Annotated in this window: 16 protein-coding genes; 8 read left to right on the top strand and 8 right to left on the bottom strand. The window is 54.0% G+C overall.

The genetic code is table 11. The annotated features are described in order from the left end of the window. Positions 1-16: 16 nt before the first annotated feature. The 6 genes from dnaE (at position 17) to WFL93_RS13915 (ending at position 9,105) form a co-directional block, all read left to right on the top strand. Positions 17-3,499, top strand: coding sequence for a DNA polymerase III subunit alpha (dnaE, locus tag WFL93_RS13940; protein WP_007893933.1), 3,483 nt, complete (start codon positions 17-19; stop codon positions 3,497-3,499). Between the two features lie 12 nt (positions 3,500-3,511). Further along, on the top strand, positions 3,512-4,471 hold the full coding sequence (accA, locus tag WFL93_RS13935; protein WP_049851497.1) for an acetyl-CoA carboxylase carboxyl transferase subunit alpha: 960 nt from the start codon (positions 3,512-3,514) through the stop codon (positions 4,469-4,471). 339 nt (positions 4,472-4,810) lie between these two features. Next, positions 4,811-6,961 (top strand): lysine decarboxylase LdcC, encoded by a 2,151-nt coding sequence (locus WFL93_RS13930; protein WP_336778391.1) that lies wholly within the window; start codon positions 4,811-4,813, stop codon positions 6,959-6,961. Positions 6,962-7,036: 75 nt separating this feature from the next. Then, complete coding sequence (locus tag WFL93_RS13925) at positions 7,037-7,426, top strand: VOC family protein (protein WP_007893941.1); 390 nt, start codon at positions 7,037-7,039, stop codon at positions 7,424-7,426. 54 nt (positions 7,427-7,480) lie between these two features. Then, a complete protein-coding gene (gene tilS, locus WFL93_RS13920; protein WP_336778390.1) occupies positions 7,481-8,782 on the top strand; it encodes a tRNA lysidine(34) synthetase TilS in 1,302 nt (433 codons plus the stop codon). A gap of 14 nt (positions 8,783-8,796) precedes the next feature. Beyond that, positions 8,797-9,105, top strand: a complete 309-nt coding sequence (locus tag WFL93_RS13915) for a c-type cytochrome (protein WP_336778525.1) — start codon at positions 8,797-8,799, stop codon at positions 9,103-9,105. Between the two features lie 39 nt (positions 9,106-9,144). Here WFL93_RS13915 and rof read toward each other — a convergent pair whose 3' ends face one another. Further along, on the bottom strand, positions 9,145-9,405 hold the full coding sequence (gene rof, locus WFL93_RS13910) for a Rho-binding antiterminator (RefSeq protein ID WP_007893946.1): 261 nt from the start codon (positions 9,403-9,405) through the stop codon (positions 9,145-9,147). Next, the gene (locus tag WFL93_RS13905) at positions 9,392-9,592 is read right to left on the bottom strand and encodes a YaeP family protein (RefSeq protein ID WP_036622231.1); all 201 of its coding nucleotides are present in this window, start codon (positions 9,590-9,592) and stop codon (positions 9,392-9,394) included. The genes rof and WFL93_RS13905 overlap by 14 nt, the downstream gene beginning before the upstream one ends. Positions 9,593-9,807: 215 nt before the next feature. Here WFL93_RS13905 and arfB point away from each other — a divergent pair, with 215 nt between their 5' ends. Continuing rightward, a complete protein-coding gene (arfB, locus tag WFL93_RS13900) occupies positions 9,808-10,218 on the top strand; it encodes an alternative ribosome rescue aminoacyl-tRNA hydrolase ArfB (protein WP_007893949.1) in 411 nt (136 codons plus the stop codon). A 30-nt stretch (positions 10,219-10,248) separates the two neighbouring features. Here the strand turns inward: arfB and proS are convergent, their stop codons facing one another. The 6 genes from proS to metN form a co-directional block, all read right to left on the bottom strand. Beyond that, entirely contained in the window at positions 10,249-11,967 is a 1,719-nt protein-coding gene (gene proS / locus WFL93_RS13895; protein WP_007893952.1) for a proline--tRNA ligase, read from the bottom strand. 89 nt (positions 11,968-12,056) lie between these two features. After that, the gene (tsaA, locus tag WFL93_RS13890; protein ID WP_007893955.1) at positions 12,057-12,764 is read right to left on the bottom strand and encodes a tRNA (N6-threonylcarbamoyladenosine(37)-N6)-methyltransferase TrmO; all 708 of its coding nucleotides are present in this window, start codon (positions 12,762-12,764) and stop codon (positions 12,057-12,059) included. Next, a complete protein-coding gene (gene rcsF, locus WFL93_RS13885; RefSeq protein ID WP_007893958.1) occupies positions 12,761-13,162 on the bottom strand; it encodes an Rcs stress response system protein RcsF in 402 nt (133 codons plus the stop codon). The genes tsaA and rcsF overlap by 4 nt, the downstream gene beginning before the upstream one ends. A gap of 128 nt (positions 13,163-13,290) precedes the next feature. Beyond that, positions 13,291-14,106 carry a MetQ/NlpA family lipoprotein gene (locus tag WFL93_RS13880; protein ID WP_007893960.1) on the bottom strand — a complete coding sequence of 272 codons (816 nt, stop codon included), beginning with the start codon at positions 14,104-14,106 and terminating at the stop codon, positions 13,291-13,293. Positions 14,107-14,143: 37 nt separating this feature from the next. Beyond that, complete coding sequence (locus tag WFL93_RS13875; protein ID WP_007893963.1) at positions 14,144-14,797, bottom strand: methionine ABC transporter permease MetI; 654 nt, start codon at positions 14,795-14,797, stop codon at positions 14,144-14,146. Beyond that, positions 14,790-15,821: a methionine ABC transporter ATP-binding protein MetN gene (metN, locus tag WFL93_RS13870; protein WP_007893965.1), complete on the bottom strand. Its 1,032-nt coding sequence runs from the start codon at positions 15,819-15,821 to the stop codon at positions 14,790-14,792. The genes WFL93_RS13875 and metN overlap by 8 nt, the downstream gene beginning before the upstream one ends. A 187-nt stretch (positions 15,822-16,008) precedes the next feature. On the opposite strand from metN, the gene gmhB reads away from it, so the two are divergent. Continuing rightward, positions 16,009-16,569, top strand: a complete 561-nt coding sequence (gmhB, locus tag WFL93_RS13865; protein WP_336778389.1) for a D-glycero-beta-D-manno-heptose 1,7-bisphosphate 7-phosphatase — start codon at positions 16,009-16,011, stop codon at positions 16,567-16,569. Positions 16,570-16,992: the final 423 nt, after the last annotated feature.

Raw genomic sequence — 16,992 nt, 5'->3', positions numbered from 1 at the left:
TTAACCGGAAACTGATATGGCTGAACCTCGTTTTATACATCTGCGCGTCCATAGCGATTACTCCATGGTTGATGGTCTGGCGAAAACCGGACCTTTAGTCAAAAAGGCGGCCGCGCTTGGCATGCCAGCGATTGCCATGACCGACTACATCAACCTGTGTGGGTTGGTGCGTTTTTACGGCAGCGCGCACGGAGCGGGGATCAAGCCGATTGTGGGGGCTGACTTCCACGTCGCCAGTGAACTGATGGGTGACGAGTTGACGCAACTCACCGTGCTGGCCGCGAATAACACCGGTTATCAAAACCTGACGCTGCTGATTTCACGTGCCTACCAGCGCGGTTATGGCATCGATGGGCCAATCATCGATCGTGACTGGCTGCTGGAATTAGGCGAAGGTTTGATTCTGTTGTCGGGTGGACGCCGCGGTGATGTTGGTCGTAGCCTGCTGCGTGGCAACAGCGCCATGGTGGCGCAGTGTTTGAGCTTCTATCAGGAACACTTCCCCAATCGCTATTACCTCGAGCTCATCCGCACCGGTCGTGCAGATGAGGAAGCTTATCTGCACGCTGCGGTTGAGTTAGCGATCGCCGAAGGCGTACCGGTGGTGGCCACTAACGAAGTGTGCTTCCTGAATGAAGAAGATTTTGATGCGCATGAAATCCGCGTCGCAATTCATGACGGCTATACGCTGGATGATCCTAAGCGCCCGCGCAATTACAGTCCTCAGCAATATATGCGCAGTGAAGAGGAGATGTGCGAGCTGTTCTCGGACATCCCGGAAGCGCTGGAAAATAGCGTAGAGATTGCTAAGCGTTGTAACGTAACCGTGCGCCTCGGCGAATACTTCCTGCCACAGTTCCCCACCGGTGAGATGAGCACCGAAGACTTCCTCGTGGCGAAGTCACGTGAAGGTCTGGAAGAGCGTATGGAATTTCTCTTCCCGGATCCGGCGGAGCGCGCTGAGAAACGCGTGGAATATGATGAACGTCTGGATATTGAACTCACCGTAATCAACCAGATGGGCTTCCCCGGCTACTTCCTGATCGTGATGGAGTTTATTCAGTGGTCCAAGGATAACGGCATCCCCGTGGGTCCTGGCCGCGGCTCGGGTGCGGGCTCGCTGGTGGCGTATGCGCTGAAGATTACCGATATTGATCCGCTAGAGTTTGACCTGCTGTTCGAACGCTTCCTTAATCCAGAACGTGTGTCGATGCCCGACTTCGACGTCGACTTCTGCATGGAGAAGCGCGATCAGGTTATCGATCACGTTGCCGAGATGTACGGACGTGAAGCGGTATCGCAGATCATCACCTTCGGTACCATGGCGGCGAAAGCGGTAATCCGCGATGTGGGACGCGTGCTGGGTCATCCGTATGGTTTCGTCGATCGTATCTCCAAACTGATCCCGCCGGATCCGGGCATGACGCTGGAAAAAGCCTTCCTGGCTGAACCGCAGCTGCCGGAGATCTACGAAGCAGACGAAGAGGTTAAAGCGCTGATCGACATGGCGCGCAAGCTGGAAGGTGTCACGCGTAACGCCGGTAAACATGCCGGTGGTGTGGTGATCTCGCCAACCAAAATTACCGATTTCGCGCCGCTGTACTGCGATGAAAACGGACAGTTCCCGGTAACCCAGTTTGATAAGAATGACGTGGAGTACGCCGGGCTGGTGAAGTTTGACTTCCTCGGCTTGCGTACGCTCACCATCATCGACTGGGCGCTGAAGATGATTAACCCGCGCCGTGAAAAGCAGGGTTTGCCGCCGATCGATATCGCTGCCATCCCGCTGGATGACAAGAAAAGCTTCGACATGCTGCAGCGCTCGGAAACCACCGCAGTGTTCCAGCTTGAATCGCGCGGCATGAAAGATCTGATCAAACGTCTGAAGCCTGACTGCTTCGAAGATATGATCGCTCTGGTGGCATTGTTCCGTCCGGGCCCACTGCAATCGGGCATGGTAGATAACTTCATCGACCGTAAGCACGGCCGCGAAGAGATCTCCTATCCGGATATTCAGTGGCAGCACGAAACCCTGAAACCGGTACTGGAGCCGACCTACGGCATTATCCTGTATCAGGAACAGGTGATGCAGATCGCGCAGGTGCTGTCCGGCTATACGCTGGGTGGCGCAGATATGTTGCGTCGTGCGATGGGTAAAAAGAAACCAGAAGAGATGGCGAAGCAGCGTTCGGTATTCCAGGACGGTGCGGAGAAGATGGGCGTCGATGGCGAACTGTCGATGAAAATCTTCGATCTGGTAGAAAAGTTTGCCGGATATGGCTTCAACAAGTCGCACTCCGCCGCTTACGCCCTGGTTTCCTATCAAACGCTGTGGCTGAAAGCGCACTATCCGGCAGAGTTCATGGCGGCGGTAATGACCGCCGATATGGATAACACCGAGAAAGTGGTTGGTCTGGTCGATGAGTGCTGGCGCATGGGCCTGAAAGTGCTGCCGCCGGACATCAACTCAGGTTTGTATCCGTTCCACGTCAATGACGAAGGCGAGATCGTTTACGGCATTGGCGCGATTAAAGGCGTGGGCGAAGGTCCGATTGAAGCGATCATTGATGCGCGTAACGAGGGCGGCTACTTCAAAGAGCTGTTCGATCTCTGTGCGCGCACTGACACCAAGAAGATCAACCGTCGCGTGATGGAAAAACTGATCATGTCGGGCGCGTTCGATCGTCTGGGTCCGCATCGTGCAGCATTGATGAGTGCGCTTGGCGATGCATTAAAAGCCGCCGATCAGCACGCTAAAGCCGAAGCCATTGGCCAGGCCGATATGTTTGGTGTGCTGGCGGAAGAGCCGGAGCAGGTGGAGAAATCCTACGCCAGCATTACGCCATGGCCGGAACAAGTTCAGTTGGATGGCGAACGTGAGACGCTTGGCCTGTATCTCACCGGCCATCCTATTAATCAGTATTTGAAAGAAATTGAGCGTTACGTTGGCGGCATGCGGCTGAAAGACATGCATCCAACAGATCGTGGTAAAGTAACCGTCGCGGCGGGGCTGGTGATTGCCGCCCGCGTGATGGTCACCAAGCGCGGCAACCGAATTGGTATTTGTACGATTGACGATCGTTCTGGTCGTCTTGAAGTGATGTTATTTACCGATGCGTTAGATAAATACCAGCAGTTGCTGGAGAAGGACCGTATCCTGATCGTCAGTGGACAGGTCAGCTTTGATGACTTTAGCGGTGGCCTTAAAATGACCGCTCGAGAAGTTATGGACATCGACGAAGCGCGGGAAAAATACGCGCGCGGACTTGCTATCTCGCTGACGGACAGGCAAATTGATGACCAGCTTTTAAACCGTCTCCGCCAGTCTCTGGAGCCCCATCGCTCCGGGACCATTCCGGTGCATCTCTACTATCAGAGAGCCGATGCGCGAGCGAAGCTACGCTTTGGTGCAGCGTGGCGAATTTCGCCCAGCGATCGTTTACTCAACGATTTGCGGTCGTTAGTAGGATCGGAGCAGGTGGAACTGGAGTTTGACTAAAACAGGAACATTATGAGTCTTAATTACCTGGATTTTGAACAGCCAATCGCAGAGCTTGAAGCGAAAATCGACTCGTTAAAATCGATTGGCCGTTCGGATGAGAAACACGATATTAATTTGGATGAGGAAGTGCAGCGCCTGCGCGAAAAAAGCGTTGAGCTGACCCGTAAAATCTTCTCCGATTTAGGCGCCTGGCAAGTGGCGCAACTTGCGCGTCATCCGCTGCGTCCTTATACACTGGACTATATCCGCAACGCGTTTGATGATTTCGACGAACTGGCTGGCGACCGCGCTTATGCCGATGATAAAGCGATTGTCGGTGGTATTGCACGTCTCGACGGCCGTCCGGTGATGATCATTGGTCATCAGAAAGGTCGCGAAACCAAAGAGAAAATCCGTCGTAACTTCGGCATGCCGGCACCGGAAGGCTATCGCAAAGCGCTGCGCCTGATGGAAATGGCGGAACGTTTCAAGATGCCGCTGATCACCTTTATCGACACGCCGGGTGCTTATCCGGGCGTCGGTGCAGAAGAGCGCGGTCAGTCTGAAGCGATCGCTCGCAACCTGCGTGAAATGTCTGGCCTGAAAATTCCGGTGATTTGTACCGTAATCGGCGAAGGCGGTTCCGGTGGTGCGTTGGCCATCGGCGTGGGCGACAAAGTGAACATGCTGCAGTACAGCACCTATTCAGTGATTTCACCGGAAGGCTGTGCGTCGATTCTGTGGAAAAGCGCCGATAAAGCGCCATTGGCCGCAGAAGCGATGGGCATCACCGCTGAACGTCTGAAAGAGCTGAAGCTGATTGATTCCATCGTTCCAGAACCGCTGGGGGGTGCACATCGTCATCCGCTGGATATCGCTGCCAGTCTGAAGCAGCAGCTGTTGGCTGATCTGGCCGATCTCGATGTGTTGAGCACCGAAGAGTTGCTTAACCGTCGCTATCAGCGCCTGATGAACTACGGCTACGCGTGATAAGCGATGCTGTATAAGAAGAAGCGGACTTCGGTCCGCTTTTTTTATGCCTGTTAATGGGTGAATTCGCATTGGTCGCCATTAATGGCGAGCCGACACACTTGCAGCAATAAAAATGTCGGAAGGGCCAGGAAAGGCCAGCCCGAAGAGCAAAGCGTCCGAGCCAGGATGGCGAGGCCGATCTGCATGGATGCAGGCCTTCTTTGCGATCGGGCTGGCCTTTCCTGGCCTCAGCCGCCAGCCGCCAGCGATGTAACTTAACAGCAGAGCATTCCAGGTTTATCCACGTCCGCTTTTCGCTATCCTTATTCAGTGCCACAACACCACAGGAGGTGAGCATTGAATATTATTGCGATCATGGGACCGCACGGCGCTTTCTATAAAGATCAGCCTATTCGCGAACTGGACGCCACACTCAAGCTGCAAGGCTTCCAGACCGTCTACCCCAATAATGCCAGCGACCTGCTGAAGTTGATTGAACACAATCCGCGCATCTGCGGGGTGATTTTTGACTGGGACGATTACAGTCTGTCGTTGTGTAGCGATATCAATCAGCTCAACGAATATCTGCCGCTGTATGCCTTCATCAACACCCATTCGCAAATGGATGTCAGTATCAACGAGATGCGCATGGCGCTGCACTTCTTTGAGTATGCCCTAAGCGCCGCCGATGACATCGCGCTGCATATTCGTCAATACACCGATGAGTACATCGACAACATCACACCGCCGCTGACCAAAGCGTTGTTCAATTATGTGAAAGAGGGCAAATACACTTTCTGCACGCCAGGGCACATGGGCGGTAGCGCCTTTCAGAAGAGCCCGGTTGGCAGCCTGTTTTACGACTTCTTCGGCTCGAACACCTTAAAGGCGGACGTTTCGATCTCGGTGACAGAACTGGGTTCGTTACTCGATCACACCGGCCCGCACCTGGAAGCGGAAGAGTATGTCGCGCGTACCTTTGGTGCAGAGCAAAGCTACATGGTGACCAACGGCACCTCGACCTCGAACAAAATCGTCGGCATGTACGCGGCGCCCGCCGGCAGCACGGTATTGATTGACCGTAACTGCCATAAATCGCTGACCCATTTACTGATGATGAGCGACATCATTCCGATTTGGCTCAAGCCGACGCGTAATGCGCTGGGAATTCTCGGCGGTATTCCGCAGCGTGAATTTACGCGCGACAACATTCAGCAAAAGGTTAACGCCACGCCGCGCGCCAGTTGGCCGGTGCATGCAGTCATTACTAACTCGACTTACGACGGCCTGCTGTATAACACACAGTTCATCAAGCAGACGCTGGATGTACCCTCGATCCACTTTGATTCAGCGTGGGTGCCTTACACTAACTTCCATCCGATCTACGCCGGAAAAAGCGGCATGAGTGGCGATCGTACTCCAGGCAAAGTGATCTATGAAACGCAATCAACCCACAAGCTGCTGGCGGCATTTTCACAGGCCTCGCTAATTCACATCAAAGGCGATTACGACGAGCACACCTTCAACGAAGCCTACATGATGCACACCACCACATCGCCAAGCTATGCGATCGTGTCATCGATTGAAACGGCGGCAGCGATGTTGCGCGGTAATCCGGGTAAGCGACTGATTAACCGCTCGGTCGAACGCGCGCTGCATTTCCGCCGTGAGATTCAGCGTTTGCGTGAAGAGTCCGACGGCTGGTTCTTTGATATCTGGCAGCCGGAGCAGGTTGATCAAGCTGAATGCTGGCCCATCCAGCCGGGCGAAGAGGATTGGCACGGCTTCACCCATGCCGATCGCGATCACATGTATCTCGATCCGATCAAAGTCACCATCCTGACGCCGGGCATGAGTGAACTGGGTAACATGGCGGAAGAGGGGATTCCTGCCGCGCTGGTGGCGAAGTTCCTTGATCAGCGCGGTATCGTGGTGGAGAAAACCGGGCCCTACAATCTGCTGTTCCTCTTCAGCATCGGTATCGATAAAACCAAAGCGATGAGCGTGTTGCGCGGGTTGACGGAATTTAAGCGTGCCTACGATCTCAACCTGCGGGTGAAAAACATGCTGCCGGATCTGTATGCCGAAGATCCTGACTTCTATCGCAACATGCGTATTCAGACGCTGGCGCAGGGCATTCATCAACTGATCCTGCAGCACGATTTGCCGCGCCTGATGTTGAAGGCGTTCGACGTGCTGCCAGAGATGAAGATGACGCCGCATCAGGCGTTTCAGCGCCAGGTAAAAGGCCAGGTTGAAACCGTTGATATTCGTGAGTTGGTGGGGCGCATTTCGGCCAATATGATTTTGCCGTATCCGCCGGGCGTACCGGTGGTGATGCCGGGTGAGATGATCACCGAAGAGAGCCGTTCAGTACTCGATTTTCTGCTGATGCTCTGCACCATTGGTCGCCACTATCCGGGCTTCGAAACCGATATTCACGGCGCGACGCTGACCGAAGATGGCCGCTATTTGGTGCGCGTGTTGCGTGATGAAGACGATCGCTAACTTAGGATAATCCCCCCTTTCCATCGCCGCTTATGCCACGTAGGGTAAGCGGCTTATGTGAAAAACGGAGCCGCTATGCTGCAGATAAAACAGATCCACCACATTGCCATTATTGCCACCGATTATCAGCGCAGTAAGGCGTTTTACTGTGATGTGCTGGGTTTTGAACTTTTGGGTGAATATTACCGCGCCGAGCGCGATTCCTGGAAAGGCGATCTTGGGTTGAACGGAGTTTACACTATCGAGCTGTTCTCGTTCCCGTCGCCGCCGCCACGTGTCAGCGGACCGGAAGCCTGCGGTCTGCGCCATCTGGCGTTTTGCGTTGAGGATGTCGCGCAGTCGATAGCCGCGCTAGCGGAGAAGGGCGTGACCTGCGAACCGATTCGTATCGATGCGTTAACCGGCAAAGCTTGCACCTTCTTCCCCGATCCGGACGGTTTGCCGCTGGAGCTGTATCAGGCGTAAACTAGCGTCCGCCGCGAGCCGCAATTCGGTGGCTCGCCTGGACGGAACGCGCTCATGTCTTTATCTCATCTTGCTTCGCTGCTGACACCCGACGCTGGCTATGTGCTGGCGTTCAGCGGCGGACTTGACTCTACCGTGCTGCTGCATCAATTGGTTTGCTGGCAACGTCAGCAGCCGCAGCTGCGCGTGCGCGCGTTACATGTTCATCATGGCTTAAGCCCCAATGCTGATCGCTGGGCGCAACATTGTCAGCAGATTTGCATGCAGTGGCAGATTCCTTGTGCGGTTCTGCAGGTGCAGGTTGATGGGCGCGATAGCGGTATTGAAGCGGCGGCCCGCGAGGCGCGCTATCAAGCGCTGTTCCAGCAGCTACAACCCGGTGAGCACTTACTCACTGCGCAGCACCTCGACGATCAGGCGGAAACGCTGCTGCTGGCATTAAAACGCGGCAGCGGACCGGCGGGTTTGGCGGCGATGCCGCTGCAGCGCAGCGTTGACGATCGTCTGCATCTGCGCCCGTTGCTCGACGTCAGCCGTCAGCAGTTGGAAAACTATGCTGCCGAGCACCAGCTCAGCTGGATTGAGGATGAAAGCAACGCCGATAGCCGCTATGACCGCAACTTCCTGCGCCAGCAGGTTTTACCGCTACTGCAGGCGCGCTGGCCGCACTTCAGCGCCGCCAGCGCACGCAGTGCAGCACTCTGTGGCGAGCAGGAGCAACTGCTGGATGAGTTGCTGGCTGAACAGCTGATACAGCTTACCGATGCGCATGGCGCACTGCATTTTCCACCGTTACTCGACATGAGCGAAGCGCGCCGCCATGCGCTGTTGCGCCGCTGGATCGCTCAACAGGGCGGCGCGATGCCTGCGCGCGAAGCGCTCAAACGTATCACCGATGAAGTCATTAACAGTCGGGATGATGCTAAACCTTGTCTGCGCTTCGGCGCTTTTGAACTGCGACGCTATCGCCAGCAACTCTACTGGCTCAGGCCGCAGCCATCTCTGAGTCAGCACTCGCTAACCTGGCAAGACCGCAGCCAGCCACTCGATTTACCGGCAGGTGTAGGCATGCTGCAGGCTAACGGCGAGATTGCTGAGTTACGTCACCCTAATGCGGATGAAGAGATCAATATTCGCTTCAGGGCGCAAGGCTATTATCACCTGCTGGGGCGCGCCGGTGGCCGAGAGATGAAGAAGCTGTGGCAAGAGTTGGGCGTTGCGCCCTGGCAGCGTGAACGTATCCCCTTGATTTACTACAACCAGACGTTAATTTGCGCGCCGGGACTGTTTATCACCCGGGAAGGCGCGGCTGGCAATGCGCAAGGCTGGCAGGCGATTTGGCTACCACAACAATAAAATGGAGAGCAATGATGAAGTATTTGATTGCCGCGCTTTTATGCGCTGCGACGCTGCCGGCGTTTGCCGATGGTGATGTCAATGCCGGCGCGCAAAAAGCGGCAAGCTGCATAGCGTGTCACGGCGCGGAGGGCAAAAGCGCGGTGCCGCTTTATCCAAATCTCGCGGGACAACATGCGCCTTATCTGCTGCATTCACTGCAGGCCTACAAAAAAGGCGAACGCAGCGGCGGTCAGGCAGAAGTGATGAAAGCATTTGTGGCGGGATTGAGCGATCAGGATATGGAAGATTTGTCGGCGTATTACAGTTCGTTAAAGCCTTAAGCGAGGGGGGCGGGATGGGATTCCCGCCCGAGATAGGGTTTACTCTTCGCTAACGACGACGGTGCCCAGCTCCGGATGCGTGAAGCTGGCGATGTGGTCGAGCCGCACTTCGCGGGTCTCGCCGGAGAGATCGACGGCAAGGTACTCGACGTTTTTACGTGAGACCATGTCCACGGCTTTCGCCTTGAGCTGATCGCCGTTTTTTAACTCTAACGACAGCGTCCAGTTTTTTTGGCAGGCGAGTTCGAGGTTGTCGTAGTCATCGCAGTTGATGGGTTTGTAGGCTTCATTCGTCAACATAGTCGCTCACCAATAAGTTTGCAGCGGCATACGCTGCTTGTTCCCTGAGAGAAGAGTTTAGCGCAGAATCAGCGGCAATATCGTTGAGAGCCTTCAACGCACAACCTATGGCGTCTGGCACATACCCAAGGTCGCCGCTACCAATTTCGGCATACTTCTGGCGAACTAACTCACAATACTTTTGCACATACACCTCCTCAGCAGAGCTTGATACTCTGGATGATAGGCGACTATATCACAGGAAATTCATGGAAATCAGCCCGGTCGTCACGGGTTTGACGCATGGAAAAGAGCAAAAGTGACATTTCGCGCTGGTCTCATGCACTCAGCGTGCGCACAAAAGGTTAAGTTGATGAACAGGTTATTACGCGACACAACGTCGAACCAAACGGCAGGTGACAGATGATTGTACTGTCTCGCTCGGTTTCACTGGCCGATAATGAAGTAGAGCTTAGTGCCATCCGTGCGCAAGGTGCGGGCGGCCAACACGTGAATAAAACCTCTACGGCCATTCACCTGCGGTTTGATATCAACGCATCGTCGCTGCCGCCGTTTTATAAGGAGCGACTGCTGGCGGCGAGCCATCATTTGATCACTGCGGAAGGTGTGGTGATTATCAAAGCACAGGAGCACCGTAGCCAGGAAATGAATCGTGAAGCGGCCGTGCAGCGGTTGATCAATCTGATTCAGGAGTTAACTACGGTGGAAAAAGTCCGGCGCGCGACGAAACCGACGCACGGTTCTAAAGTGAGGCGGCTGGAAGGCAAAACAAGGCGCAGTAACGTAAAAGCGATGCGCGGGAAAGTGCAATAAAAAACGCCTCCAGTCGGAGGCGTTTCAGTGTTACTTGTTGAGGGCTTTCGCCAGGAAGTCGACGATATCGTGCTGCTTGATCATCTGCTTCTCGCTGGCGGTACGCGCCTTGTACTCAATCTCTTGGTTATCGAGATTACGATCGCCAATCACGATGGTGTGCGGCACGCCAATCAGCTCCATATCCGCGAACATCACGCCTGGACGCTCTTTGCGATCGTCCAGAATTACGTCGATGCCTTTAGCACGCAGCGTGTTGTACAGCTCTTCTGCCAGCTGTTGTACACGGAAAGATTTGTGCATGTTCATTGGCAAAATGGCGACTTCGAACGGCGCCAGCGCCGCAGGCCAGATGATGCCGCGCTCATCGTTGTTCTGCTCAATCGCTGCCGCCACCACGCGCGTGATACCGATGCCGTAGCAACCCATAGTCATCACTTGGTTACGGCCATCTTCGCCCTGTACCGCCGCTTTCATTGCTTCGGAGTACTTGGTACCCAGCTGGAAGATGTGGCCAACTTCAATACCGCGTTTAATCTGCAGCGTGCCTTTACCGTCCGGGCTTGGATCACCTTCGACCACGTTACGGATATCTTCCACGCGCGGTTCTGGCAGATCGCGTCCCCAGTTGATGCCGCTCAAATGCTTACCATCGATGTTCGCGCCTGCACAGAAGTCGCTGGTTTTCGCCACGGTACGATCGGCGATCACTGGCAGAGTCAAACCAACCGGACCGAGTGAACCTGGGCCTGCGCCTAACAATGCGCGAATCTCTTCTTCGCTTGCCATCTCCAGCGGTTCAGCCACGATATCCAGCTTTTCGGCTTTAATTTCGTTCAGCTGATGATCGCCGCGCAGCAGCAGGGCAACCAGCGTGTGGCCGCTCTCTTCGGTGGCTTTGACGAACAGTGTCTTAACGGTTTTCTCGATCGGCAACTGATGTTGTTCAACCAATTCAGCAATGGTTTTCGCGTTCGGCGTATCGAACTGCGTCATCGCCTGTGTGGCCTGTGGACGTTCACCAGCCGGCGCTAAGGCTTCAGCTTTTTCAATGTTGGCCGCGTAATCCGATTCGCTGGAGAAGATCACGTCATCTTCACCGCTCAGCGCCAATACCTGGAACTCGTGTGAGGCGCTGCCACCGATAGAACCGGTATCGGCCTGTACGGCACGGAAATCCAGACCCATGCGGCTGAAGCTTTGGCTATAGGCGCGGTACATCGCGTCGTAAGTTTCCTGCAGCGACTCCTGCGTGGTATGGAACGAGTAAGCATCTTTCATGATGAACTCGCGTGAACGCATCACACCAAAACGCGGGCGTACTTCATCGCGGAATTTGGTTTGGATTTGATACAGGTTGAGCGGCAGCTGCTTGTAAGAGCTCAGCTCGTTGCGGATCAAATCGGTCACCACTTCTTCGTGGGTTGGACCCAATACGAATGGACGCTCATGACGATCTTTAATGCGCAGCAGTTCCGGGCCGTACTGCTCCCAACGGCCACTCTCTTCCCACAAATCGGCAGGCTGAACCACCGGCATGGAGATCTCAATCGCGCCGGCGTTGTTCATCTCTTCACGCACGATGTTTTCAACTTTTCGCAGCACGCGAATACCGGTCGGCAACCAGGTATAGAGACCCGAAGCCAGTTTGCGGATCATGCCGGCGCGCAGCATCAGCTGGTGGCTGATCACTTCTGCATCGGAAGGTGTCTCCTTCAGAGTGGAGAGCAGATATTGAGTAGTACGCATTGATTACGATTCCAGTTATACGGAAGGAAACTGACAAAATTTTTCTGGCGGCTAGTGTACCAGCGAGATCAATCACTCAAAAGCGAGTTTTAGCGTGGATCGAGGGCGATCACTTCGGTTCCCGCGTCATCAATGCGCCAGCGCACATTAAAGTCGAGGAGCCACGCGGCATATTCGCGATCCTGCGTCTCACCTTTACGATAGGCTGGGCGCGGATCCTGCGCCAGCACGTCGGTGATAAACCGCGCCAGCTGGGGATAGGTTTTCTGCTGCTGTTGAAGCTGGCTCTGCGCCAGTGGCGAAAAGCGTACCGGCATAGTGGCATCCGGAGCGGCCTGCGCAAAGCCGGCACGCGCATCCGGTAACGCCTCGGCAAACGGCAGATAGGGTTTGATATCCACCACCGGCGTACCATCGACTAAATCAAGGCTGCCGAGCTGCAAGATCACCTGCTGCTTCTCGCAGCGAATACCTTTTAACTCAACCAGCGACATGCCGATGGGATTGGGACGGAAGGTCGACCGTGTGGCGAACACTCCCATACGCGCATTGCCACCGAGGCGCGGTGGACGCACCGTTGGACGCCAGCCACCCTCCATCGTTTGGTGAAAGACGAATAGTACCCACAGATGGCTAAAGTCTTCGAGACCGCGTACCGCTTCCGGCTGATTGTAGGGCGGCAACAGATGCAACTCGCCGCCACCATCCTGCACCAGACCGGGCTGGCGCGGGACGGCAAATTTCTCTTTCCACGGTGAGCGAATCACGCCGATTTGCGCGAAGGCAAACTCACTCATTGATTGGAGACTTTCAGGGCGGAGCCCTGGCAAATGGCCTGGCGATAACATCCCGGCGTGCTGGTGACAATTTCGCACTTATGCAGCAATACCGCGTTGGCTTTCATGCCGGCCGCTCTGATCTGTAGGCGTTTACGCGCGGTGTTGATATTCGGCGGTGAATCCTGGCTGCTGCTTTGGCAATCTTCAGCGGAGACTTCGCCTAAATCGCGGAACGGATTGCTGACCAAATCGGTCGCATCGGTGTAAATCTTCACCGGCGCAGGACGTGGTGTCGGTTTGCGTTCTGGCTCGCTGGATGCCTGCTGCGGACGAGAAGGAGCACTGCTTATCGGGTGATATTCACGCACGCACCCGGTTAGCATCAATGCCAACAAGCAGAGCGGTAAAAAACGCATGGCAACATCCTCAAGTAATAAAAAGTGGCGTTATTGAAACAAGGACGACAATAAATAACAAGTCAGGTGCAATTTATGGCAAAAGAAAGGGCGGCCGAAGCCGCCCTGCATGGCATGAAAGGTAAAAATTACCAGCCTTTCACTGCACCGCCGTTAAAGATCTTGTTGGCCGCTTCAGACACTTCGTCTGATTGGTAGGCTTGAACAAATTTCTTCACGTTCTCAGCGTCTTTGTTATCTTCACGGCTAACGATCAGGTTCACATACGGTGAATCTTTGTCTTCCACGAAGATGCCATCTTTCGCTGGCGTCAGGCCAATCTGGCTAGCGTAAGTGGTGTTGATCACCGCCAACGCGATTTGCTGATCGTCCAGGGAACGTGGCAGTTGCGGCGCTTCCAGCTCAACAATCTTCAGGTTTTTCGGGTTCCCGACGATATCCAGCGAGGTAGGCAGCAGACCCACGCCGTCTTTCAATTTGATCAGGCCCACTTTCTGCAGCAGCAGCAATGAACGACCCAGGTTAGTGGGATCGTTCGGGATAGCGACCTGTGCACCGTTCTGCAGTTCATCCAGTGATTTGATTTTCTTCGAGTAGCCCGCGATTGGGTAAACGAAGGTGTTCGCTACGATAGCCAGCTTGTAACCACGATCTTTAATTTGCTGATCGAGATACGGCTTGTGCTGGAAGGCGTTAACGTCGATATCACCTTTGCTCAGCGCTTCGTTAGGCAGCACGTAATCGTTAAAGGTGACCAGCTCAACATCGAGGCCATATTTTTCTTTGGCAACTTTCACCGCAGTTTCAGCAACCTGCTGCTCAGCACCCACGATCACACCCACTTTAATGTGGTTTGGATCTTTTGCTTTTTGATCGCATCCTGCCAGCGCAATTGCGCCAATCAGAGCACCCACAGCGGCAATCTTTTTAAATGTAAAAGACATATCCCTTCCTTAATAGAGGACTATTGATGTTGCTTGCTTACTTATGGGACACAGCACGCACGATGCGGTCGCCACAGAATTGGATTAAATACACCAGAACAACCAGCAGGATCAGCACGGTATTCATCACGGTGGCGTTATAGCCGATGTAACCATACTGGTAGCCAATCTGGCCCAAACCGCCCGCGCCAACTGCTCCGCCCATGGCAGAGTAGCCGACCAGCGTAATCAGAGTAATTGTAGCGGCATTCACCAGACCCGGCAGGGCTTCTGGCAGCAGGACTTTACGCACAATCTGCAGCGGCGTGGCGCCCATAGCGCGGGAAGCCTCGATCAAACCGGTTGGCAGCTCGAGCAGTGCGTTCTCAACCATACGTGCAATAAATGGCGCGGCCCCAACAGTCAGCGGCACGATGGCGGCTTGCAAACCAATGGACGTGCCGACGATGGCGCGAGTGAAGGGAATCATCCACACCAATAAGATAATGAATGGAATCGAACGGAAGATATTCACCAGCGCTGACAGCACGCGATAGAGCGCATTGTTAGCCAGAATCTGACCCGGGCGCGTAACATACAGCAGCACGCCGACCGGCAGACCGAGGACAAAACCAAAGAAACCGGAGACAAAGGTCATCATCAGCGTTTCCCAGACGCCACGCGTCAGTAACCACATCATCGCTTCAGACATAACCTAGCACCTCTACTTTCACATGATTTTCTTTCAGCCAGGCAATTGCGGCTTGGGTATCTGTTTCACTGCCATCCATTTCGGCTAACATGATGCCGAACTTCACGCCGCCGGCGTAATCCATCTGCGCGCTAATAATATTGTTATTCACGTTAAAGCGACGTGCCGCCTCAGACAGCAGCGGAGCATCGACTGACTTACCGGTGAACTCCAGACGCAGCAGGGGCACGCTTTCGGCGGAGGCCTGTGGCGCCATGCGCTGCTGATAGTCGTCCGGAATATCCAGATGCAGCGTGGATTGGATGAACTGCTGCGCCAGCGGTGTTTTTGGATGTGAGAACACTTCGCTTACGCTGTCTTTCTCGATCAGCTCACCATTGCTGATGACCGCAACCTGATCGCAGATGCGTTTCACCACATCCATTTCGTGGGTGATCAATAGAATGGTAATACCGAGACGGCGGTTGATGTCTTTCAGCAACTCCAGAATGGAACGCGTTGTGGCTGGATCCAGCGCGCTGGTGGCTTCATCACACAGCAGCACCTTCGGATTACTTGCCAGCGCGCGCGCAATCGCTACACGCTGCTTTTGTCCGCCAGAGAGATTCGCCGGCCAGCTATCATGCTTGTCGGATAAACCCACCAATTCAAGTAACTCGGTTACGCGCTTTTTAATCTGCTCGCGAGAGAGGTTGCCTAATTCCAGTGGCAGCGCCACGTTGCCGGACACCGTGCGCGAGTTCATCAAGTTAAAGTGCTGGAAGATCATGCCAATCTGACGGCGTGCCAGTGTTAATTGGCCTGAAGAGAGGGTGGTCAACTCCTGGCCATCAACCAGTACGCGACCGGATGTTGGGCGTTCGAGCAGATTGACGCAGCGAATCAATGTACTTTTACCGGCACCGGATGAACCGATGACGCCATAAATCTGTCCAGCAGGCACATGCAGGCTGACGTTCGACAGTGCCTGAATGCTGCGTGAACCTTGCTGGAACACTTTGGTGATATTTTCGAGTTTAATCATTAGGTTATTTATTATCGTGTTGCATGGTCCGTGGTGTATCGGGCTTCGCTCAGCAGTGCTGCGCGAAATTTGAATGGATGTTAAGGCATCCAGACGGCTAAATCAATCGAAGTCATTCAATCTGCCATTCTCTCGCTATACGCAATCATGCGATACTTAGCGACACATTTTCAGCAGGAGTTTCTACGTGGCGAACAAAGTCCCGGCTATTTTTCTGGATCGTGATGGCACCTTGAATGTCGATCACGGCTATGTTCATGAAATCGATAATTTCGAATTTATTGATGGCACCATCGAAGCGCTACAGGCGCTGAAGAAGATGGGCTTTGCGCTGGTGCTGGTGACCAATCAGTCGGGCATTGCGCGGGGGATGTTTACCGAAGATCAGTTTATGCAGCTTACCGAATGGATGGACTGGTCACTGGCCGATCGGGATGTTGATCTGGATGGCATCTATTTCTGCCCACATTTACCCGATGCAACAGTAGAAGAATATCGCCAGCAGTGTGATTGCCGTAAGCCGCAGCCAGGCATGTTGCTTTCGGCGCAGCAGCATCTGGATATCGATATGGCTTCTTCTTATATGGTAGGTGACAAAATAGAAGATATGCAGGCGGCACAAGCGGCAGGTGTTGGTACAAAAGTGTTGGTACGTAGCGGTAAGCCGGTAACGGCAGAAGGTGAAGCCGCGGCGGATTGGGTAATTAATAGTCTGGCAGAACTACCTTCACGCATTAAAAAGGCCTAAAAACGGTCGTTTTGTGCAAATTTCAATCGAACGGTAAAAAAGTTGAAATTTGCACTTGTCACCTCCGAATAACTCCCTATAATGCGCCACCACTGAGACGGCAAAGCGGCAACGCGGGCGGCTCAGCAGGGAGTGAAGAAATTCATCCCGCCGGATGAAAACGCTGAAAAAAGTGTTTGACTCTGAAGGAGGAAAGCGTAATATACGCCACCTCGCGACAGGCGGTTAACCCGCTGCTCGCAACGCTCTTTAACAATTTATCAGACAATCTGTGTGGGCACTCGCAGGATTGATATCAGCGTCTCCGGACGCAAAAAATATCAAGTCTCACGAGTGAACACATAATGAAATTCATTATGACGTTTTACAGATGAGCATCGCTTAACTTGTTTAAGCAAATCAAACTTAAATTGAAGAGTTTGA

It is taken from the genome of Pantoea sp. USHLN256, assembly GCF_037149875.1.
In the GTDB taxonomy this organism is placed as follows: domain Bacteria; phylum Pseudomonadota; class Gammaproteobacteria; order Enterobacterales; family Enterobacteriaceae; genus Pantoea; species Pantoea nemavictus.
Note: the sequence above shows the minus strand (reverse complement) of the source record. Positions and strands in the feature narration are given on the sequence as shown.